The 21107-nt window shown below is 65.3% G+C and carries 22 protein-coding genes; 7 read left to right on the top strand and 15 right to left on the bottom strand.

Features of this window, described 5'->3' with window-relative positions:
- Nucleotides 1-4: 4 nt before the first annotated feature.
- Nucleotides 5-988 (bottom strand): PLP-dependent cysteine synthase family protein, encoded by a 984-nt coding sequence (locus tag NDI89_RS13270; RefSeq protein ID WP_277522087.1) that lies wholly within the window; start codon nt 986-988, stop codon nt 5-7.
- 157 nt (nt 989-1145) lie between these two features.
- Between NDI89_RS13270 and NDI89_RS13265 the strand changes: the two genes are divergently transcribed.
- Entirely contained in the window at nt 1146-1475 is a 330-nt protein-coding gene (locus NDI89_RS13265) for a VOC family protein (protein ID WP_277522086.1), read from the top strand.
- A gap of 101 nt (nt 1476-1576) precedes the next feature.
- On the top strand, nt 1577-1951 hold the full coding sequence (locus NDI89_RS13260; RefSeq protein ID WP_277522085.1) for a TlpA family protein disulfide reductase: 375 nt from the start codon (nt 1577-1579) through the stop codon (nt 1949-1951).
- Nucleotides 1952-2014: 63 nt separating this feature from the next.
- Here NDI89_RS13260 and NDI89_RS13255 read toward each other — a convergent pair whose 3' ends face one another.
- The 6 genes from NDI89_RS13255 to thyA all read right to left on the bottom strand — a co-directional run bounded on the left by NDI89_RS13255 (nt 2015) and on the right by thyA (nt 8071).
- Nucleotides 2015-2407: a PIN domain-containing protein gene (locus NDI89_RS13255; protein WP_277522084.1), complete on the bottom strand. Its 393-nt coding sequence runs from the start codon at nt 2405-2407 to the stop codon at nt 2015-2017.
- Nucleotides 2404-2634, bottom strand: coding sequence for a P-loop NTPase family protein (locus tag NDI89_RS13250; protein WP_277522083.1), 231 nt, complete (start codon nt 2632-2634; stop codon nt 2404-2406). Before NDI89_RS13250 ends, NDI89_RS13255 begins: the two co-directional genes overlap by 4 nt.
- 109 nt (nt 2635-2743) lie before the next feature.
- Nucleotides 2744-4939 carry a thioredoxin domain-containing protein gene (locus NDI89_RS13245; protein ID WP_277522082.1) on the bottom strand — a complete coding sequence of 732 codons (2196 nt, stop codon included), beginning with the start codon at nt 4937-4939 and terminating at the stop codon, nt 2744-2746.
- A gap of 309 nt (nt 4940-5248) precedes the next feature.
- Nucleotides 5249-5752 carry a calcium-binding protein gene (locus tag NDI89_RS13240; protein WP_277522081.1) on the bottom strand — a complete coding sequence of 168 codons (504 nt, stop codon included), beginning with the start codon at nt 5750-5752 and terminating at the stop codon, nt 5249-5251.
- A 760-nt stretch (nt 5753-6512) separates the two neighbouring features.
- A complete protein-coding gene (locus NDI89_RS13235; protein ID WP_277522080.1) occupies nt 6513-7058 on the bottom strand; it encodes a dihydrofolate reductase in 546 nt (181 codons plus the stop codon).
- The gene (gene thyA / locus NDI89_RS13230; protein ID WP_277522079.1) at nt 7055-8071 is read right to left on the bottom strand and encodes a thymidylate synthase; all 1017 of its coding nucleotides are present in this window, start codon (nt 8069-8071) and stop codon (nt 7055-7057) included. The genes NDI89_RS13235 and thyA overlap by 4 nt, the downstream gene beginning before the upstream one ends.
- 176 nt (nt 8072-8247) lie before the next feature.
- Here thyA and NDI89_RS13225 point away from each other — a divergent pair, with 176 nt between their 5' ends.
- The 4 genes from NDI89_RS13225 (at nt 8248) to purD (ending at nt 11828) form a co-directional block, all read left to right on the top strand.
- Nucleotides 8248-8835 (top strand): hypothetical protein, encoded by a 588-nt coding sequence (locus NDI89_RS13225; protein WP_277522078.1) that lies wholly within the window; start codon nt 8248-8250, stop codon nt 8833-8835.
- Nucleotides 8832-9446 carry a DUF2238 domain-containing protein gene (locus NDI89_RS13220; RefSeq protein ID WP_277522077.1) on the top strand — a complete coding sequence of 205 codons (615 nt, stop codon included), beginning with the start codon at nt 8832-8834 and terminating at the stop codon, nt 9444-9446. Before NDI89_RS13225 ends, NDI89_RS13220 begins: the two co-directional genes overlap by 4 nt.
- A 124-nt stretch (nt 9447-9570) precedes the next feature.
- On the top strand, nt 9571-10389 hold the full coding sequence (locus NDI89_RS13215) for a hypothetical protein (RefSeq protein ID WP_277522076.1): 819 nt from the start codon (nt 9571-9573) through the stop codon (nt 10387-10389).
- Nucleotides 10390-10535: 146 nt separating this feature from the next.
- Nucleotides 10536-11828: a phosphoribosylamine--glycine ligase gene (gene purD / locus NDI89_RS13210; protein ID WP_277522075.1), complete on the top strand. Its 1293-nt coding sequence runs from the start codon at nt 10536-10538 to the stop codon at nt 11826-11828.
- A 42-nt stretch (nt 11829-11870) separates the two neighbouring features.
- Here purD and NDI89_RS13205 read toward each other — a convergent pair whose 3' ends face one another.
- The 4 genes from NDI89_RS13205 to NDI89_RS13190 all read right to left on the bottom strand — a co-directional run bounded on the left by NDI89_RS13205 (nt 11871) and on the right by NDI89_RS13190 (nt 15600).
- The gene (locus NDI89_RS13205) at nt 11871-13229 is read right to left on the bottom strand and encodes an aminotransferase class III-fold pyridoxal phosphate-dependent enzyme (protein WP_277522074.1); all 1359 of its coding nucleotides are present in this window, start codon (nt 13227-13229) and stop codon (nt 11871-11873) included.
- Between the two features lie 57 nt (nt 13230-13286).
- Nucleotides 13287-14588 carry an MgtC/SapB family protein gene (locus NDI89_RS13200; RefSeq protein ID WP_277522073.1) on the bottom strand — a complete coding sequence of 434 codons (1302 nt, stop codon included), beginning with the start codon at nt 14586-14588 and terminating at the stop codon, nt 13287-13289.
- Between the two features lie 122 nt (nt 14589-14710).
- Nucleotides 14711-14986: a PadR family transcriptional regulator gene (locus NDI89_RS13195; protein ID WP_277522072.1), complete on the bottom strand. Its 276-nt coding sequence runs from the start codon at nt 14984-14986 to the stop codon at nt 14711-14713.
- 467 nt (nt 14987-15453) lie between these two features.
- Nucleotides 15454-15600 (bottom strand): hypothetical protein, encoded by a 147-nt coding sequence (locus NDI89_RS13190; RefSeq protein WP_007142875.1) that lies wholly within the window; start codon nt 15598-15600, stop codon nt 15454-15456.
- Between the two features lie 445 nt (nt 15601-16045).
- Between NDI89_RS13190 and NDI89_RS13185 the strand changes: the two genes are divergently transcribed.
- On the top strand, nt 16046-16771 hold the full coding sequence (locus tag NDI89_RS13185) for a DUF7117 family protein (protein ID WP_277522071.1): 726 nt from the start codon (nt 16046-16048) through the stop codon (nt 16769-16771).
- Nucleotides 16772-16852: 81 nt separating this feature from the next.
- Here NDI89_RS13185 and NDI89_RS13180 read toward each other — a convergent pair whose 3' ends face one another.
- The 4 genes from NDI89_RS13180 to glyA form a co-directional block, all read right to left on the bottom strand.
- On the bottom strand, nt 16853-17746 hold the full coding sequence (locus tag NDI89_RS13180) for a bifunctional methylenetetrahydrofolate dehydrogenase/methenyltetrahydrofolate cyclohydrolase (RefSeq protein WP_277522070.1): 894 nt from the start codon (nt 17744-17746) through the stop codon (nt 16853-16855).
- 98 nt (nt 17747-17844) lie between these two features.
- The gene (locus NDI89_RS13175; RefSeq protein WP_277522069.1) at nt 17845-18657 is read right to left on the bottom strand and encodes an alpha/beta fold hydrolase; all 813 of its coding nucleotides are present in this window, start codon (nt 18655-18657) and stop codon (nt 17845-17847) included.
- An 82-nt stretch (nt 18658-18739) separates the two neighbouring features.
- Entirely contained in the window at nt 18740-19696 is a 957-nt protein-coding gene (locus NDI89_RS13170; RefSeq protein ID WP_277522068.1) for a hypothetical protein, read from the bottom strand.
- Nucleotides 19697-19852: 156 nt separating this feature from the next.
- Complete coding sequence (gene glyA / locus NDI89_RS13165; RefSeq protein ID WP_277522067.1) at nt 19853-21100, bottom strand: serine hydroxymethyltransferase; 1248 nt, start codon at nt 21098-21100, stop codon at nt 19853-19855.
- Nucleotides 21101-21107 lie beyond the last annotated feature (7 nt).

The following is a 21107-nucleotide window of genomic DNA, read 5'->3' as shown; positions in this document are numbered from 1 at the left end:
CCGATCAGTCGAAAAGTCCAGTCGAGAGATACCGTTCGCCGCTGTCCCAGAAGACGGTGACCACCAGCGGGCAATCGTCGGCCGCCTGTCCGCCGTCGGTCTCGGGCGATGCCGACTGTCGCCCCTCGTCGAACGCGGTCGGCACCTCGGGGCACGTGACGTCGGGGTCGGCGATCTCCCGTGCGACCCGCTGGGAGACGAGACTCGTCGCACCGCTGGACTGACCGACGAGGATCCCCTCCTCGCGTGCGAGGCGGCGACACTCCTCCTCGGCGTCCTCGAGTTTGACGGTCTCGACGCGATCGAGCAGGTCGAGATCGAGGTTGTCGCTGATGAAGCCGGGCCCCATCCCCTGGAACTCGTCGTGGCCGGCCTCGCCGGTCGAGAGAACGGCGTTTCTGGCCGGTTCGACGGCGACGATCTCGATGTCGGGGAACTCCTCGCGGAGTCGCCGTCCGATTCCGGATATCGTGCCGCCGGTCCCGACGCCGGCGACGAGGGCGTCGACCTCCCGATCGCCGACCTGTTCGACGATCTCCTCGCCGGTCGTCTGATAGTGGGCCTGCGGGTTCGCGGGGTTCTCGAACTGGCCGAGCTGGACCGCCCCCTCCTCCTCGAGTTCCTCCGCGCGAGCGCGGGCGTCTGCCATCTCGCCGTCGACCAGCTCGAGGTCGGCCCCGTACGCCGACATGATCTGCTGGCGTTCCTTCGATTTCGAGGCCGGCATGACGATCGTCAGGTCGTAGTTGCGAGCCGCAGCGACGAGCGCGAGGCCGATCCCGGTGTTTCCACTCGTGGGTTCCACGAGCCAGTCGCCGGGTTCGATCAGTCCGTCGCGTTCGGCGGCCCGGATCATCTCGCGGGCCGGCCGGTCCTTGGCCGAGCCGCCGGGGTTGAACGATTCGACTTTCGCGGCGACGGTCGCTCCCTCCGGCGAGTCGACCTGGACGAGCGGCGAGCCGATGGTGTCCAGGATGCTCCCTTTCATTGGCCCGCTGTAGGTGTTCGAGACGTAAACCGGTGCGGGACCTCGGCAGGACGTGCCGGTGTGTCGGACCGACCACTGGGACGCTGTCAGCGCCACCGATCGAGCCGGACACGATACCCGTTTGAAATTTTTTGACCCCGTGTCGCGACCAGCCGGTATGGACGGCATCGTCTTCTTTCGGACGGAGCGCCACGACGACGTGATCGACTTCTACCGCTCGCTCGGGGCTGACGTCTGGCTCGAGCAGCCGGACTGTACTATCCTCGAGGCGGGCGCGTTCCGGTTCGGATTCTGCGACAGGGACCGTGCGGATACCGACGGGATCGTCACGTTCGTCTTCGACGACCGCGACGGCGTCGACGAACGATACGAGCAGCTGGCCGACCGAGCCAACGGTGAGCCTGCGTTCAACGAGACCTACGATATCTACCAGTTCTTCGCGTCGGATCCCGAAGGGCGGACGGTCGAATTTCAGACGTTCGAGTGAGCAGCCGTTCGCCTCGGCGTTTCGAAATCCTCCGAGAGCTCGTCGAGACGCATCCTGCCAGAAACACTGCGGTTAAGCCGCCCGATGCACAACCCGTGTGTATGAGTCTCGAGACGATGCGGCCGAACCCCACGTGGGACGCTGCGTCCTACGAGGACGCGGTCGACACGCTCGCAGCGCGCGGCGACGAACTGGTGTACAAGATCTGGGCCGGGGACTGGTGCAAGGACTGTCGCGCCCTGTTGCCCGATTTCGGTGCGGCGCTCGAGGCGGCCGACGTTCCCGACGATCGAATTCAGGAGTTCAGTCTGGATCAGGACAAACAGGGTCCCGGCGTCGAAGAGTACGACATCGAATACATTCCGACGATCGTCGTCGAGAACGACGAGGGCGAGGAGGTCACCCGCTTCGTCGAGGAAGAGGACGTCCCGCCGGCGGTCTGGTTGGCTGGGGAAATCCAGGGGGAATTGGCATAACCGTTCCACTCTCTGCCTACAACGTCGGACAGCGAGTTGGGTATCAGTGAAGTCGTGAATCCATCAGTACGTTTCGACGGTCACCCCGAGTGCGCGGAAATCGTCGGTATTGGCCGTCAATACCGGCTCGTCGTATCGATCCGCAACGGCCGCGATCATCGGATCGACCTTATCAATTCCGCTTTGACCGCCGGCATCGATATCTGCTCGAGCGAGTAATCGACCGGCACGTTGGGCGACCTGATCCGTCTGTTCGATAACCGGATACATCCGAAGAGCGTTCCGAACTGCCCGACGCTCGTCCTCGTCACCGAAGGTAGCACCGTAGGAAAGTTCCATGACTACCGGTGCTGGGACCCGCTGGACGGTTCCCTCTTCGGACAACTGCTTCCCTTTCTCGAACGCGTTTCGCTGGCCATCGAAGAGATCAATAAGAAACGACGTATCGAGTATCATTCGAACCGCTCGCGAAGTTCCCTTTTATCCTCGACATCTCGCTGGCGTTTGTCTTCCAGATGATCTCGCATCGCGTCTGCTGTTTCGGAGGACAGGATGCCGGCAACGTCCTCTGGATCGGGGCCCCCGATAAGCCGGCGGAGCGTCTCTTCCATCGTTTCGTCCTCGCGTTTGTGAGACGTGACGAACTCGTGGAACTCCTCGGAAATTCGCACCGATTTGCTCATGCGTTGTCGTATACTCGGGTATACGACCTTATCAATGGTCGGGTGTTATCGAACTCGGCTGTGGACAGTCCGATGGAAAACTGCCCGCCCGGTTCGAACAGTAAACAGTCTAGAACGGACTCCCCGATTCGTCTCTCGTCTCGCTCGAGCCGACGGCATCGGCGTTCTCACCGAGCCACTCGAGGGCATCCTCGACGTCGTGGGTCGGCGGGGAACACGTCCGATCGCGGCAGACGTACAGCGTCGGGTCGCCGTCGCGCGCCTCGCGGCCAGCCCAGATCGCAGGCGCATCCCCGAGTCTCAGCTGATCGAGCCAGCTCTCCAGACCTGTTTCGGTAGACGGCCGAAGTGCGAAGAGTCGGTCGGGCAGATACCGCGACGCGAATCGCTCGCGCCACTCGTCGGGGAGTTCGTCGGCGGCGACCGTCACCTCGAGCGCGCCGGCCGCGAGCCGGTCGGCGGCGAGAGAGAGCGTCGCGTGCTCGATCGCGCTCGCCTCGATGGTGTTCGCGTGGGTCTCGAGGACGGTGGCGGCGATTCCCTCGAAGTCCTCGGCGGCGAAGGCGTCGAGCGCGAGCAGGGTTTCGACCGCGACGCCAGTTGCGGAGGGGGTCGACTGGTCGCCCAGTTCCTGCGGCCGAGTAACCAGTGACTCGCCGCTCTCGGGCGTGAAGTAGAGCGTCCCCCGGTCCGCGTCCCAGAACTCGGCCTCGACGACGCGAGCCAGCTCGAGGGCGAACGCGAGGTGGTCGACCTCGCCGGTTGCCTGATAGCAATCCAGCGCGCCCCGCGCGAGGAAGGCGTAGTCCTCGAGGTAGCCGTCCACCTTGACGTCGCCGTCCTTGTATCGCCGCGAGAGCCGCCCTTCGTCGTCGTCCCAGAGCCGGTCGCGAACGAACTCGAGCGCGTCGACGGCGGTCTCGGCGTACTCGTCCTCGCCGAGTACCAGCGCGGCCTCGGCGTAAGTCGAGATCATCAGGCCGTTCCAGCCGGCGAGCACCTTCTCGTCGCGGTCGGGTCGAGGCCGTTCCTCGCGAGCCTCGAACAGTTTCTGACGGGCGGATTCGAGTCGCTTCAGGATCTCGCTCTCCTCGAGATCGAACTGGGCGGCGAGTTCCGACACCCGAGCCACGCGGTTGGGCTGATTCCGGCCCTCGAAGTTGCCCGACTCCGAGATGTCGTACCGAGCGCAGAAGAGGCTCGCGTCGGTCTCGCTCTCGAGGACCTCGCGTACTTCGTCGGGCGTCCAGACGTAGAACGCCCCCTCCTCGCGCTCGCCGGTCTCGGGCGACTCGCTCTGGGCGTCGAGGGTGCTGAAGAAGCCGCCCTCGTCGTGGGTCAGCTCCCGGTCGACGAACGCGAGGGTCTCCGAGACGACCGTCGCGTAGCGATCCCGGCCCGTCAGCTGGTAGCCCGACAGGAAGGCTCGCGGGATCTCCGCGTTGTCGTACAGCATCTTCTCGAAGTGGGGAACCGTCCAGTCCCGGTCGACGCAGTAGCGGTGGAAGCCCCCGCCGACGTGGTCGTAGAGCCCGCCCGCGGCCATCGCGTCGAGGGCCTCCTCGAACACTTCGAGACACTCCTCCCGGCCGGTCCGGTCGTACGCTCTGGCGAGCACGCGCAGCCGAGCGGGCTGTGGGAACTTCGGCCCGCCGGATCCGAAGCCACCGTACTCGCGGTCGGCACTGCGGAGGATCGCGTCCGCGGCCGTCTCGAGCACGTCGCTCGAGGGCGGGCCCGCAGACCCGGGGGCATCGGCATCCGCCGCGTCCGGCGTCTCCTCGAGCCGGTCTTTCGCGGCGTCGGTCCACTGCTCGGCGCGGGTCTCCATCTCGGGGCGGTCCTCGTCGCTCGCCCAGGAGTCGCTGATTCGCTCACAGAGGTCGCGAAAGCCGGGCTGACCGCGTTGCTCCTCGGGCGGAAAGTAGGTCCCGATGAAGAAAGGCTTGCCCTCGGGGGTGAGCCACGCCGAGAGCGGCCAGCCGCCCTGCCCGGTCACGAGCTGGCAGACGGTCATGTAGATGCTGTCGACGTCCGGGCGCTCCTCGCGGTCGACCTTGATCGGGACGAAGTTCTCGTTGAGCACGTCGGCGACGGCTTCGTCTTCGAAGCTCTCCTCTTCCATGACGTGACACCAGTGACACGCCGAGTAGCCGATCGAGAGGAAAATCGGCACGTCCCGTTCGTTGGCGGCCTCGAGGGCGGCTTCGTCCCACGGCTGCCAGTTGACGGGATTGTCCGCGTGTTGGCGCAGATACGGGCTCTCCTCTTCGTCGAGCCGATTGCGCCGAGTGGGATCGTCCATGGGTGTTCCTACGGCCGACGCGGCTAAAAGCCACAGGTGATCCGGACCGACCGCTCTCCTCCCCGCTCGAGCGACGGTACCGATGCCACTCGAAAGGCTGAACGTGCAAGGTAGTCGAACCCGGACTCGAGCGGGTGCAGTGTCGAGTTCCGGAACGATCAGCCCTCGCTTCGGGACCGATTACTGATTCATCGGACTACTCCTCGGCTCCGTTTACCAGTCGTCTGGCGAGTGGTTCCACACGGTCGACGAACTGAGTCCGTACTATCGGCGCGCGGATAAAACGCGAGATGAAGGAAAATGATCGGATTAGTTTCCGACGCTGCTATTATCGGTCTCCGTCTCGTTGTTGCTTGGCGTAGCTACAGCGTCGTCTTCTTCGTCGTCTTCCTCGTCTTCTTCATCGTCTTCTTCGTCGGCGCTGCTATTGCCACTTTCACCCGGGGTGGCCTCGACCAGACTCAGTTCGGCGTTACGGAACTGGCCGTCCGCGCCCATCGTCTCGCTGTCGCCGGCACTGAGGTCGACATCTTCGGACATCAGGAACCCCAGTTGCGGGGCTGACCCGCCCAGGTCGTAGCTGATGATGTAGATGTCCCAGTCGTCCGGCGTGTCGAACTCGTCTTCCAGTCCGGCTTCGCTGAACAGTTCGTCCTTCGTTCCGTCGTTCAGCGCGGAAGCGACGGTGAACTCGACGCCGGGTTCGTAGTCGTCTGCGAACACGACCACGCTACCGCCGTCCTGGGCGGCTGCAGTTCCTGCACCTGCAGTTCCGAGCGCTACTGCGCCCGCAGTGAGGGCACCTTTTTTCATAAACGATCGCCGCGTGTCGTCGAATAATCCGCTGTCAGTCTCTTCTGTCATGTCTCTCACTCTGAGTCCCCTGTTGGGGGTAGATGCTTCTTCCCCCAATTTTCGCATAAGTGAGGACCATCGTTTCACCGTCCATGGAGCCTTGTGATCACAAATAGCTCTTTGCCCCCCTCTCTCGATCCCCTTTTCCCGGTTCCCGCCGAGAATGCGATTCGTGTCAGAAACGATTTGTTATCCGTCGGAACGGACTCGAGTAGTTGAATCTCTTAACTGTTACAAACCGTCTCGGACGGCGGCCGTGATCGGCCGGTCTCGCTCCAGTGGACGTCGGTCGAGGTGCTGTGATTCGCCTTCGATAGCCGGTCTGCAGTCGGGTTCGGTTCGCGTCACTCCCGAACCCGAAACAGATGGTTTCCTCGGAGTGATCACCGGAACGTCACCGCGCGAAACCCGTTTCATTTCACGGCCGTCACCGACCACGCCACGAGTCCGTGACTCCCCCGCGCCCACGGAACCGCCGAACGCCCGTTTCGATCCGCGGACAGTGCGAGAGAACGCCGGCCGACTTCGCGCTCCACTCTCGAGAACGAGCGGAGGCCGCTGACGGCATCGATTTCACGAAACGGGGCCGAATCACCTCCGCATCGTCCGGCTTCGTCGACCGGTGGGCCCGAAACGAGCCGCAAACGCCGAATTGCGTCGTCGGAAAGAGGGTATATATCGGGCTCGAGGCGATCGGCGGACGTCTCTCCCTCAGCACTCACTCCCCGCGGATGTACTCCACAAACGCGAACCCGCCGCGGTCGTCCCGCTCGAGTTCACGCCACTCCTCGCGATCCCACTCGGGGAAATACGTGTCTCCGTCCGGATCGTCGTGGACCTCGGTCACGACGAGCCGATCGACTGCGGGCAGGAACTGCTCGTAGACCGTCGCCCCGCCGGCGACGAAGATCCGGTCGGCGTCGCCGTGGCGCTCCCGCGCTGCCGTCTCCGCCGTCTCCACGGCCGCCTCGAGTCCGTGCGCTACCATCGCATTCTCCGGCGTCTCGAGGTCACGACTCGTCAGGACGACGGTCGTCCGGCCGGGTAGTGGTTCGCCCAGCGTCTCGAGGATCCCCTCGTAGGTCACCCGGCCCATGATCACGGGACAGTCCATCGTCGTCTCTTTGAAATGCGTGAGGTCGGCCGGAATGTGCCAGGGCATGTCGCCGTCCCGCCCGATAACGCCGTTGTCCGCGACGGCGACGATCGCGACGAGCTCGCGGTCCGTCTCGACGGACGGCACCTCCTCCCGATCCCCGCTCATTCGGCCACCGAGAACTCGATCCCGTCGTGGGACTCGTAGCCTCGAAGCTCGACGTCCTCGTATTCCAGTTCGTCGATCGAGACGTCCGCCACCTCGAGCGTGGGGCGCTCCAGTGGCTCCCGCGAGAGCTGCTCGAGCAGGCCGGGGACGTGATCGAGTCGTTCGTCGCCGTCGGCCTCGGGCGGCGTTTCGGACTCGAGCCACGCCTTGATGTCCAGATAGTCCTCCTTCTCGTCGGCGTCGGCCAGCTTCGACTGGAGGGCCTCGAGGTTCTCCGCGTACCAGTCGCCGCGCGCGCCGCGGCCGCAGTAGACGTGCGTGTCGACGACGGTGTGAGCGAAGGTCCCGGGCTCGAAGCCGGTCTGCTGGGCGATCACTTTCGTCAGAAGGGCGTAGGCCGCGATGTTGAACGGGATGCCGAGCGCGGTGTCGCCCGACCGCTGCGTGAGATGGCAGTTCAGCCGGTCGCCCTGCACGTTGAAGACGAACGAGTAGTGACAGGGCGGCAGCGTCGAGACGGCCGCGTTGGCGGGGTGCCACGCGTTGACCACGAGCCGCCGGGAGTTGGGCGAATCGGAGAGCGTGTCGATCACGTACTGCAGCTGATCGAAAGTCCGCCGGCCGTCCGCTTCCTCGGTCACCCACTGCTGGCTTTCGTCGGGCCAGGATTCGCCCTCGAGTCGCGCCTCGTCCTCGGGAACCGGGAACCGCCGCCAAAAGCGGCCGTACGCGGTATCCAGCCGCCCCTCGTCGTCGGCCCAGGCGTCCCAGATCTTGGTCTCCTCGCGGAGGTCGCGGATGTGTTCCGCGCCGGAGAGATACCAGCAGACCTCGTGGAGCATCGAGTTCCAGCGGTAGCCGTCCATCTCCTTGGTCGTGAGCAGCGGATACCCCTCCTGCAGATCGACCTCGTAGTGCTCGCTGAACGACGAAATGGTGTCGACGCCGGTCCGGTTGGGCTTGTGCGTCCCCGTCGTGAGGACCGCGTCGACGAGCTCGAGGTACTGTCGCATTGAGCGTGACGTTCAAACCGTGCGAATTTATCGGTATCGATCCGGGGACCGAATCGGTCGAGCGGACCGTGCTCTCGAGGCGGTCGATCGCCGCGATCCAGCGGGGGACGTCGCCGGCTCGTCTCTGCCGGATGCGTGGTTCGGATTTTAGTGTCACCGCACCGTCCTAGCAGGTAGTGACGCTCGAGGGTCTCGTCCACGACGAGCGGACGAACGCCGTCATCGGATGGGTACTGCTCGGAATCGTGGCGCTCGACGGGATCGAAGGGGTGCTGCGGGACGTCCCCCTCTGGGGCGGCTTCGAACTGATCGTCGTGGTCGTCGCGTCGATACCGGCGCTCGTGACCCGCGACTGGACGGCGATGGTTTCCTGGCCGCTCCTGTCGGTCGCCGCGATCGCAGTCGTCGCCAGAGCGGCCGGCTTTCCGCTCGAAGCGGCGGCGTATCTCGTCATCGCGACGCTCGCACTCGTCGTCGTCGTCGAACTCGACGCGTTCACGTCGGTCGAACTGACTCGACGGTTCGCGGTCGTCTTCGCGGTCCTGACGGCGGTCGCGCTGCAGGCGCTCTGGACGGTCGCCCAGTTCTACTCGGACCAGTGGCTCGGGACCGAATTCCTGCGTTCACAGACCGAACTCCAGTGGGACTTCGTCATCGTCACCGCAGTCGGGCTCGTTCTGGGCGGGTTCTTTCAGTGGTACGTCGCGCGATTCGAACCCGTCGGTGCCGTCGGCCGACCGACGAACGACTCGAGGTCAGCATGAGACTCGGCGAGACGCTCGGGCTGTCGGACTCTCAGGAGCGACGTATCGTGCGCGCGCTGCAACTCGTCTTGCTCGCGCTCGTCGGATACGGAGCGGCGACGGGCCGGTACAGCATCGCCGTGACGGCCGGTCTCGCGCTCGCGATCACGCTGTTGCCGGCGGCGTTGCGCCGGGAGTACGGGTACTCGATGGACGCCGGGCTCACCCTCTGGATCACGGGGGCGGTCGTCCTCCACACCGTCGGGGCGCTCGGTCTCTACGAGTGGTATCAGTGGTACGACGAGATCACGCACACGGTTTCGGCGAGCGTGATCGCGGGACTGGGTTACGCCTCGTTCCGAGCGGTCGAACTCCACACCGACGAGATCGACGTACCGCCGAAATTTCGATCGGTGTTCATCGTCGTGTTCGTCCTGGCGGTGGGGGTCTTCTGGGAGGTACTGGAGTTCGCCTTCGGCGGACTCGTTACCGTCTACGGGATCGACGACATCGTCACCGATTTCGTGTTCAACGCCGTCGGCGCGGTGATCGTGGCGGTCTGGGGGACGGGATCCGTCGGCGAGCTCGTGGGATTCTTCAGGGGGCGACTGCGCTCCGATTCGAACGGGTAGGTCGTCGGCAGTCTTCGGATCCTCGGTCGCGCGCGACCACTGTCGACGGCTGCAAGAGCCAGCACGAGTACTATCCTGTGATGGGGCGAACGGCCGCGTGCCCGAGAGGGACACTCGATTCACCATGACCGACCAGCCGATTCAGCAGTCACGGCGACGGTTCGTAACGCGGAGCGCAGCCGCCTCTGCCGCGCTGGGGCTCGGAGCGACCGGGAGCGCAGCGACGGGAGAAGCGACCGCACAGAACGAAGACGGGGGCACGGACGGCCAGTTCCGGGAGGGGATCGCGACTCGAGCGGCGTACTTCTCGGGTGCCGTCTTTCGGGTCGTCTCACCGCCGCTGAACGACTCGCCCGCCGTCGGCGACGTAGACGTGTTGGAGAGCTACGACGCGCGCGTCATCGAGCATTTCAATACCAACGATCAGGGGTATCTCTTCGTTCCGGCGGACGCCGCCGTCACGGAAGGCGAGGTGTACGTGTTCGACGACCGACTGCGGGACCGGGCCGCCGACGCGTTGGCGGTCGAGAACCTCCTCCGCGTCCAGTATCGGCCGCTCACCGGCGCGGATCTCCCGTTCGAGATCGAGGAGGGCGAGGACTTCGAGATCCTGGAAGGGGCCGGCGGTGAAGCGGCCGTCCGTCCCGACGACTTCTACTCGAAGGCCCTGTTCGAAATCACCTCGGGACCACAGGGCTGGATCCCGCAGGATATCGAGCAGAGCGGCCTGTTCACCGACTACAACACCGTCCACGCACAGTACCTGGGCACGAACGAGCGGTTCCTCTTCTTCCCGCAGGAGGGCGCGCAAACTGAAACCGACCGGCTGTACGTGATGCGAGACGACGCCGAAATCTTCGACCCGGCGGGCAATCTGGTCGCCGCCGAGTTCACGCCAGTCGACGAGGGGAGCCTCACCTTCGACGACGAATTCCTCCGATAGCAGCCGATCGTCGTCGATCCGAGCTCGTTCCGGCCGCCGGCTCGGTCGGCGTCACTGGCCGCCGCCGGAAAATATATCCACGGTTGTGGATACTTCCAGCCGACAAAAGAGCAACGCTTACAGGTTCGTGCGTTTCGTTTTCGACCATGCGAGAGAACGTTCTGTTGATCGGGGGTGGCGGCCGCGAGCACGCCATCGCCCGCGCGCTCGAGGACAGCGAGGCCGACCTGTACGCCTGTGCCGGCAACCGGAACCCCGGTATCGCCCGCATCGCGTCCGGGTTCGAGACGCTCGAGACGACCGATCCGGCGGCCGTCGTCGACTACGCCGAGGACGTCGGCGCGACCATCGCCGTCATCGGCCCCGAAGCGTATCTCGAGGCCGGCGTCGCGGACGCGCTCGAGGCCGCGGGAGTGTACCCGTTCGGCCCGAAAGAAGCGGAGGCCCGCATCGAGACGGACAAGGCGTTCCAGCGGGAGTTCATGCAGGAGAACGACGTTCCGGGCTGTCCGGACTTCGAGACGTTCGACGACATGGAGGCCGCGTGCGACTTCATCGACGAGTACGACGGCGACCTCGCGATCAAGCCCGTCGGTCTCACCGGCGGCAAGGGCGTCAAAGTCATCGGCGATCAGGTCACCGCCGAGGAGGGCAAGGCGTACATCCGCGAGTCCGACTACGACCGGATCGTCCTCGAGGAGCGGCTGATCGGCGAGGAGTTCACGGTCCAGGCGTTCGTCGCCAACGGCGAGTTCCGGACCGCGCCGGCGGTGCAGGACCACAAGCGCGCCTACGAGGGCGACGAGGGCCCCAACACCGGCGGCATGGGCAGCTACTCCGATGCGAGCGACGAACTGCCGTTCATGACCGAGGACGACTACGACGAGGCCGTCTCGATCATCGAGGCCACCGTCGACGCCCTCGAGGATTACCGGGGCATCCTCTACGGCCAGTTCATGCTGACCACCACCGGCCCGCGCGTCGTCGAGTTCAACGCCCGCTTCGGTGACCCCGAGGCGATGAACACGCTTCCCGTGCTCGAGACCGACTTCCTCGATGTCCTCACCGCCGCTCGCGACGGCGAGTCGCTGCCGGACCTCGAGTTCGCCTCCCGGGCGACGGTCTGCAAGTACGCCGTGCCGGAGGGGTACCCGACCGATCCCGAAGCCGGGGCGAAGGTCCAGGTCGACGAGGAAAGCGCCGGCGACGCGCTGCTGTACTACGCCAGCGTCGACGAACGCGACGACGGCATCTACACGACCACCTCCCGATCGTTCGCGCTGGTCGGCGTCGCCGACTCGATCCCCGCGGCCGAGGAGATCGCAGAAGACGCGCTCGCAGTCGCCGGCGAGGAGGGGCTGCGCGTGCGCCACGACATCGGCAAGGCGGATCTCATCCAGCGTCGAATCGATCACATGAACGAGCTTCGCGGGGAATAACGAGTCGACGCCGATAGGCGACGATACCGTCTCCACACCCACCTACGCTGCAATTTCGTCCGAAACGTCCGCGATCGACTCGAGCAACAATCTCGTCCCCAGCTCGATCTCCCGTTCGGTGACGTCCAGCGGCGGCAGCAATCGAAGCGTTTTGTAGCCACAGCCCAGCGTCAACAGGCCGCGGCGGAACGCGCTCTCGAGGACCGCGTCGCGGCGCGCTTTCGTATCGAACTCGACGGCGAGCATCAGTCCGCGGCCGCGGACGTCGATCGTGCCGGGCGCGTCACCGTCTTCGACGGCGTCCTCGAGTCGCATCCGCAGCTGGTCGCCTCGCTCGCGGACGTTCGCGAGCAGGTTCTCCTCGTGGATCGTATCGATCGTGAGCACGCCCTGCATGGCGGCGATGAGGTCGCCCGCGCCCCACGTCGAGGAGAGCCGACCCGTTTGCTCGGGGAACACGTCGGACCGCGAAATCGTCGCGCCCACGCGCAGTCCTTTCGCGCTGGTGATGACGTCCGGCGTGAGATCGAGGTGATCGACGGCCCACAGCTCGCCCGTGCGCCCCAGTCCGGACTGGATCTCGTCGGCGACGATCCGGAGCCCGTACCGGTCGCGGAGCGCCTCGAGGTCGCGGGCGAACTCGGGGTGGGCGACCCGGTAGCCGCCCTCGCCCTGGATCGGCTCGAGGATGAGGTAGGCGACTTCGTCGGGGTCGACGACGCCGCGTTCGGGGTGGAGCGCGTCCGCGACGACGTTGCCACCGGGGCCGTCCGTTCGCCATCGGGTCTCGTAGTCGTCGTCGGTCGCAGGGTACGGAACGCTGACGACGCCCGGGATTTCCGGAAAACCGCTTCGGTGGACGGCTTTCGAACGGTTGAGCGAGAGCGCACCCAGCGTCCGGCCGTGGAAGGCGCCATCGAAGGTGAACGCGCGGTGCCCGCCGGCGGCGTAGCAGATCTTGATCGCGTTCTCGACCGCTTCCGCACCGGAGTTCGAGAGGAAGACCCGGTCCATGTCGTAGTGGTCGGTCATCGCGATCAATCGATCCATCAGCTGCGTCGGGCCGGGGAACTCGGGGTCCTCGGGCGAGCCGCCCCCGCTGACGTAGAAGTCCTGTCCCGCGATCTTGAGCGGGTCGACGACGCCGAACTCGCGGAGCTTCTCCCGTATCGTCGGGTTGTTGTAGCCGAGCGGCGCGGCCGCGACGTGGCTCGTGAAGTCCAGCAGGACGTTGCCGTCGACGTCGGTGCAGAACGGGCCGACCGCCTCGCCGCTCGCGTCCCAGACGAACTCGTAGACGTACGTGCTCGGCGCGGCGAACTGATGGTGGTACTCGACCCACTCGCTGGCTCGTTCGCCGGGGATCGAGTCGACCTGTGGTTCGACCGTTGCTCGGTCCATACAATATCTACGCCAACCGTTAAATAAAAGTAATGTGTTCGAGCCGTCGAACCGGCGTTACACGACGACGAGGACTACCGCGGCCAATCCGCCGCCGACCAGCAGAACCGTGCTGTAGGCAGCGATCCGGTTCCGAAACCCGTCGTTCGTCGACGTCGCTGCCAGCAGCGCCTTGACGACGATGCTCGAGACCGTCGCGAGCAAGATCGCGATCGTCGCCTCCGGTGCCCCCAGTTGGCCGCCGCGATAGAGGACGACCGCGGACGTGGTCGCACCGGCGCTCGAGACGAACCCGCTGGCCACGGCGGTCGCGTAGAAGCCGAGCGTCCCGAACCACGTCTCGGCCAGCGACCCGAAGACGAGAACGACGAGGAAGACGGCGCCGAACCCGAGCGCGTTCTTGAGCGAGAACGGACTCTCGAGTTCCATCGGACCGGATTCGCTCCAGTCTGCGGTGAGGGCCGCGACCGCGAAGGCCAGCAGGATGACGGTTCCCAGCGGGACGATCGCTTCGATGAGGATGTCGGTGCCACCGCCCGCCGTGAATCCGACCGCGATCGCGAGGTTTCGGGTCGCCATGGCGGCGTTCGCGAGCAGGATCGCGGCGACGGCGTAGGAGGCCGCTTCGGGCCGCTGGTTGACGTGGTCGAGCATCGTCCCGACGACGGCCGTCGAGGAGGCCAGGCCGCCGAAAAAGCCGGTGATCGCGATGCCGCGGCCGCCGTAGGTCGAGACGATCGCGTAGTTGACGATCCCGATTCCCGCCACGGCGACGACCATCAGCCAGATGACCTGGGGCTCGAGCGGGATGGTGATGCCGGCGATGTCGAACTCGTATCTGGCCGGGAGGATCGGGTAGATGACGAAGGCGAGAATGGCGAACTCCGTGGTCGAGCGCATCTCCTGCCGAGAGAGTCCCCAGGCGAACTCGTGGAGCTCCCGTTTGAGTACCAACAGCAGCGACGAGAGAACGGCGACGGTGACGCCCTCGAGGATGAACCCGACGGCGACGAGCACGCCGATACCGTAGGCGACGAGCATCGACACCGACGTCGTCAGCGAGAGACCGGTATCGGCCGGATCCTCCTCGGTGAGCCCTTGCACGGCGAGCAAGATACCCTGGACGACGACGAGCACCCCGCCCAGAACGAGGAGCCCTTCGCCGATATCGCTCTCGAGAACGAGGACGGTAAAGACAGCGCCGAGCAGGCTGATCAGCGAAAACGTCCGGATCCCCGCGGACTTCTGGGACCACTCGCGCTCGAGTCCGAGGAACATCCCCAGCGCACTGGCCAGTGCGAGTCTGACGACCGTCTCCTCGAGGGGCGCGTCGGCGATCTGCAGCACGACCTCACTCACTGCTGATCGTTTGCCACGACCGTACATAAGCGACGCGCCGGAGCCGAGCCATGAAGGGGCCGGTAACGTAGCCACTCGGTGGAACGGAACGAGCCCTGACGGAATCGAACGACGTCCGAAAGCTACAGATCGACGTACTGAGCCTCCCAATCGCGGCGCGCCTCGAGTTCGCGGCGGCCGCGGCGGGTGAGCGTGTAGAAGTTCGTTCGACGATCGCGCCGGCCCTTTTCGACGAGGCCCTTGTCGACGAGGGTGTCGAGGTTGGGATAGAGTCGCCCGTGGTGGATCTCCTTCTCGTAATACTGCTCGAGTTCCTCTTTGATCGCCAGTCCGTGGGGCTCGTCCTCGCCAGCGATGACGTAGAGCAAGTCACGCTGAAATCCTGTCAGGTCGTACATTGGGAAAGTACCAATCTTACTTACTGTCGAATTTTAATAAGGCTATCGGGTTGTTTCGACCGAAAGGGGGCTATTACCAGTGAGCAGTCTCGTTTTCAGCCCGGTAGACTCATAACCCCCGTGACGAATCGACCGCTAAACCACACATAATGAGCAGTTCATGTTTACTGTTCAGGAATTGTATTACGGTACTATTATATGTTTGGGGGATGTATTAACGGGATTTATTATATGAATAATGGTTCGGCGGTGTCGACACTACGAGAGTAGCGATTTCGAAACAGGAAAGCAGATCGCGTGACGGAAAAGTGTCACGCGATCGCTTGCCGCCCTGAATTGGTCCCCGCTGACGCTTCGGCCCTCCAAGCGAAGCGTCACGTGGACGATGCTGTGGAGACTACTTAAATGTAACGACACGGTGCGGAGTAGTGGCCGACGAGAAACGACCCCGCCACGCTCGGGCGCGATTAGATGTGCTCTTCCTCGAGTACCCACCCGATCGCGCGCTTGTAGTACGTGAACATCTCCTCGACGCCGTCGTGTCGCATCTCGTCGCTCTCGAGGTGCTCTTTGAGGAATTCGTACTGCTCTCGGATTTCTTCTTCGTCGCGCATACCGGTGACTTTCGGCCGGGGAGGCAAAAAAGCCGTCACGCTGACGGTCGGTGGTGGCCGGGAGTGGGGGACCTCGCGCTCCGTTTCCGTCGGGAAGGACGGAGTTTCGGTGCTGAAACGATTCTCAATGGTCGTCCGGGAAGAGCGATGTAAGACGGAACTCGGCCTGCAGGAACCGATCGTGAGTTATCAGTCGCTCTCGTTTTCCGTCGTGGCCTTCGCTAGCTACCCGATAATACTGTATTGAACGACGCCGAACGATCGATGATTGTCACCGTGCTCGCATCTTCACGGGCGCGCCGTGTCACGAGAAAGGGGACAGCACCTCTCAGATCGCAAGGCTAACTCGAAGCCTCGTGAGAATCACTCCGTGGGTCGACCGGGATCGTCACTCCCGCGTGACGGGTCCGGTGGGACTTTTGCTGTCCCGACCGTAGCGACATCCATGAAGATCCGGGGTGAGCGCGAGTGCACGGAGTGTGGGACGCGCTGGTCGTATTACGAGACCGGGAGCGTCGGGTGTCCGGCCTGTGGGAGTCTGCGAAGCGTCGGCGTCGACGAACGCACCGAACACACCGATCTCGAGGTCGCGTTCGACCTCACCCCCGTTCGGAACGCGATCGACGAGACCTCGACCGACGAGCTCGCCGACCGGGCACGGGACCGATGTCGCGAGTACGTTCGCCGCCGGGGGTTCGTCAACGCCGGCACCCTTCGCGAACTCGACGACGACTACCTCGCCGCGATCGAACTCCTCCACGTCGCGGACATCGTCGCCCGCGAAATCACGCTCGAGGAGCGCGAGGAGCTCTACTTCCTCTCCCTGCTCCGGGATGCCGATCGAGGTGAGCGCCCCTCCGTGGAGGAGGTCCCGGAATCGCTCCAGGCCGCTCGCGGACTCGCGTACGCGAACGCGGTTCGCGAGTACCGCCGCGACGTCCGGACCTGGACGGAAGATCGGGAACTGACGGCGAGCGAACGGACCGCCCTCGAGACACTCGGCGAGCACGTCAAGCGGATTCGGATGCTCGACGGGGACGTCGATCCGCGGATCGCGGAGCGACTGATCGGCGCGACCCGCGACCTGGCGAACGGATTGCGCGGCGACGAGGTCGCACTCTCACAGGCCGAGGAACGGCTTGACGCGCTCGAGTTCGGGTCGATCGACTGACGGAACCGAACGAGCGATTCGGACGACCGACTGCAAAACGATCCGCAGAGACGACTTGCAAACGCGGTACCGGGTCGGAGTTCAGGGAAGCTCGACGTCGACGTCTCGCTGCAGGCTCGCGGCCTTGACCGTGTTGTAGAGCAACATCGCGCGCGTCATCGGGCCCACGCCGCCGGGGACGGGCGTGATCGCGCTGGCCTTCTCTTTCGCGCTCTCGAACTCGACGTCGCCGACGAGTTCGTAGCCCTTGTCGGTGTCCGCGTCGACGCGGTTGACGCCCACGTCGATGACGACCGTACCGTCCTCGAGCATCGAGCCGTCGACGAGTTCCGGGACGCCAGCGGCGGCGACGACGATGTCCGCGCTCCGGGTCTTCGCGGCGAGATCGTCGGTTCGCGAGTGACAGACGGTCACCGTCGCGTTGCCGTCGTCGGCCTTCTGGATCAGCAGATTGGCGAGCGGCTTGCCGACGATATCCGAGCGGCCGACGATGGTCACGTCCTTGCCTTCGGTGTCGATGTCCGCCGACTCGAGCAGTTTCTGGACGCCGTGTGGCGTGCAGGGACGGAAGCGGGCGTCGCCGGCGACGAGCCGGCCGACGTTCTCGGGGTGGAACCCGTCGACGTCTTTGATCGGGTCGACCCGGCGGATCACGTCGCGGTAGTCGACGTGGTCCGGCACCGGGGCCTGGACGATGTATCCGTGAACCTCGGAGTCCTCGTTGAGGTCCGCGATTGCGTCGTACAGCTCCTCGGGCGGAGCATCGCCGTCGACGTCGACGTGATGGCTCTCGATGCCGACCTCCTCGCAGTCGCGCTGTTTCATGTTCACGTAGGTCTGGCTCGCGGGGTCGTCGCCCATGAGCACGGTCGCCAGTCCCGGTCGCGAACCCGCGTCGGCCAGCGTCTCGATCGCAGCCGTCAGATCGTCTCGGATCTCGCTCGCGACGGCGTTGCCGTCGATGATCTCTGTCATTACTCGAGTGGGCGGCCGCGAGGCTCATTAATCCCCGGATTCGTGCTCAGAACAGCTCTATATCTGGCAAGAATATACACGCTCGTGTATATATCGTCTCAGAATCGCTCGTCGAGGAACGATCTGATCGCGTCGGTGGCGGGGCCCGGATTTTCGAGGTTCGACGTGTGGCCGGCCTCGGGAATCAGTTCCATCTCGGCGTCGGGGAGTTCATCGAGCATCGGCTCGGCTCTCGAGGGATCGATCGAGGGGTCCTCCTCGCCGTGGACGATCAGGACCGGAACGTCGATCTCCGAGAGTCGGTCCGTCACGTCCGGCCGGTCGAGCCAGGAGTGTAACTCGTTGTAGACCGCCGCGCCGGGATAGGTCGCCCAGCGGTCGACCCACGCCTCGACCAGTTCGGGGTTCTCCTCGCGGGTCGTCTCGCCGAAGAGGTACCCCGTCACGCCTTCCGCCAGATCCCGCGGGTTCGCATCGGTCGATCCCTCGAGCGGTTCGACCAGCTCGCCGTAGACCTCCCGTTCTTCGGCGGTGTGCGGCGCCGCCATCGAGTCGATCAAGACGAGGCCGTCGACGCGCTCGGGGTACTCGAGCGCGAACCGAAGGCCCATGAAGCCGCCCATCGACATGCCGGCGATGACGGCGCTGTCCTCGCCGATCCCGTCCAGTAGCGCATCGCAATCGTCGGCCAGATCCCGCAGATCGTAGCCCGGCGCGTATCGGTCCGTTCGCGCGCGTAGATCATACGCAACGGCGCGGTATTCGTCCTTCAGGGCCCTGAGTTGCGGTGCGAACATCGTCCGGTCCATCAGCGTCCCGTGTGCGAAGACCACCGGCTGCCCCTCCCCGACGTCGGTCGTCAGCGCGTCGGGTCTGGCTCGATACATGTCGGCTGCGGAACGCTCGGTCATGGGCAGAGATAACGTAACACATGTAGAAAAAGCTACGTCATCCGGAACGACGCGAGAGGCAGCGACCGATACCCCGGGCGGATCAGTTCGTCTCGCTTCGATCGGCGGTACCCGGTTCCGAAACGTCCCACTCGGCGGTGTCGCTCGCGTCGGTCACTATCAGTGCGTACTCGTCCTCGAGCCCCCGATACTCGGTCGTCCCCGCCGCGTCGATCAGTACGCTGGCCTGACGCTCGTGAACCGCCCGCGCGACGGCCAGCGCGTCGGGATCGACGTCGACGTCGTTCGCTTCGAGTTCGGGGCCCAACCGGTCCGTCCAGACGTCGGCCTCGAGCAGGCAGACGGCCCGGTGATCCGCGGAGAGCGGCGGGACGCCGGCGACGTGATCGCCCGTCCCGACCAGATCCAGCCGCTCGATCGCCTCGAGGAGTCCGACGACGTCGGTCTCGGCGACGTCGCGCTCGGTCTCGTCGAGGGCCGATTCGAGTACGTCGGCATCGATCGGCGCGCTCGTCGTCTCGGGGCGCGGTGTCGGATCGCCCCGTCCTTCGTGTTCGACGATCCCCTCCGCGACGGGATCGCTGTCGTCCGCGACGCCCGGCAGCGGTTCGGCGCGATACGAGCGGCCGTCGTCGAATCGAACCGGAACGAGTCCGATCGTCTCGCCGGCGGTGATGGCGTCGAACAGCAACGGGTCGTCGGCGTCGTACTCCTCGAGATCGAGGCCGAGTCCCGCCGGCGGGTCGGCGCGCACCAGCGGGTCCGGAACCGGCGCGACGATCTCGCCGTCCTCCTCGCGGAGTCGCCGCGGATACGGCGCGTCGCCGGCGGCCGCTTCCTCGATTCCGGCGAACACCAGCATCGGCTCGTCCCCGTAGTCGTCGACGTCCCAGTCGATGTGGTCGCCGCTCGACGCGCCCGCGTAGTCCGCCACCGGCGTCACCTCGATGCCTAGCGCCGATGCCGCCGTCTCCGTCGCCTCCCGGAGCTCGAGCAGTCGATCCTCGTCCAGAATCGTCCCAGTCGGGCGTGTGGCCATGGCGGCGGTACGGCGACTCCGTTGAAAAACCGCGTGCCGGCGAGTGACAGGGGTCCGCTCCCTCGAGCGGAGACGGAGTCGATGTCCCACTGGCTCGGTGCGGCACGGGGAAAAACGGTCGAACCGATGCGTCGGCGCGTAACCGATCGGGACGGCTTACTCGTACAGCGGGTTCTCCTCGCACAGCGTCGCGACTTCGTCGCGGACGGCCTCGAGGACGGCCTCGTCCTCGGGAGCGTCGACGACGCGGGTGATCAGGTCGCCGACTTTTCGACAGTCGTCCTCGTCGAATCCGCGCGTGGTCAGCGCCGGCGTGCCGGCGCGAATGCCGCTCGGGTTGAACGGCGAGCGCGTCTCGCCGGGCACCGTGTTCCCGTTGAGGACGATGCCGGCTTCCTCGAGCGCCTCTTCGGCGTCGCCGCCGGAGGTGTCCGGGTGGCTCTCGCGGAGATCGACGAGCACGAGGTGGTTATCCGTGCCCTCGGAGACGAGCGAGAGACCGTTCTCCGTGAGGGACTCGCCGAGAGCCTTGGCGTTCGCGACCGTCTGCTCGGCGTAGTCCTCGAACTCGGGCTCGAGGGCTTCCTTGAAGCCGACGGCCTTGCCGGCGACGTTGTGCATGAGCGGGCCGCCCTGTCCGCCGGGGAAGACCGCCGCGTCGATGTCGTCGGCGTACTCCTCGTCGCACATGACGATCCCGCCGCGACCGGCGCGGATCGTCTTGTGGGTCGAACCGGTGACGAAGTCGACGATGCCGACCGGCGAGGGGTGGACGCCGGCGGCGACGAGGCCGGTGATGTGGGCGATGTCCGCGAGGTGGAGCGCGTCGACGTCGTCGGCGGCCGCCTGAACGCGTTCCCACTCGATCTCGCGCGGGTACGCGGAGTATCCCGAGACGATGATGTCGGGATCGAACTCGGCGGCGTGGTCCGCCAGATCGTCGTAGTCGATGTAGCCCGTTTCGGGATCGACCTCGTACTGTTCGACCTCGTAGAGCTGTCCCGTGAAGTTCGCCGGATGGCCGTGACTGAGGTGGCCGCCGTGGTTCAGATCCAGGGAGAGGATCTTGTCGCCGGGCTCGAGCATCGCGAAGTAGACCGCCTGATTGGCCTGCGTCCCCGCGTGGGGCTGGACGTTGACGTGCTCGGCACCGAACAGCTCCGTCGCGCGGTCGATCGCGAGCTCCTCGACCTCGTCGGCGTACTGACAGCCGCCGTAGTATCGCTCGCCGGGATACCCCTCGGCGTACTTGTTCGTCAGCGCGCTCCCCTGCGCGTCGATGACGGCCTCGCTGGCGTGGTTCTCGCTGGCGATCATCTGTAGCGTCTCTCGCTGGCGGTCTACCTCGCCCTCGAGGGCGTCTGCGACGGCGGGATCGACGTCCCGAACCGGATCGTGGTTCATATCCGAA

It is taken from the genome of Natrinema salsiterrestre (genome assembly GCF_029502005.1).
GTDB lineage: Archaea > Halobacteriota > Halobacteria > Halobacteriales > Natrialbaceae > Natrinema > Natrinema salsiterrestre.
This window is presented reverse-complemented; position numbering and strand designations above follow the sequence as displayed.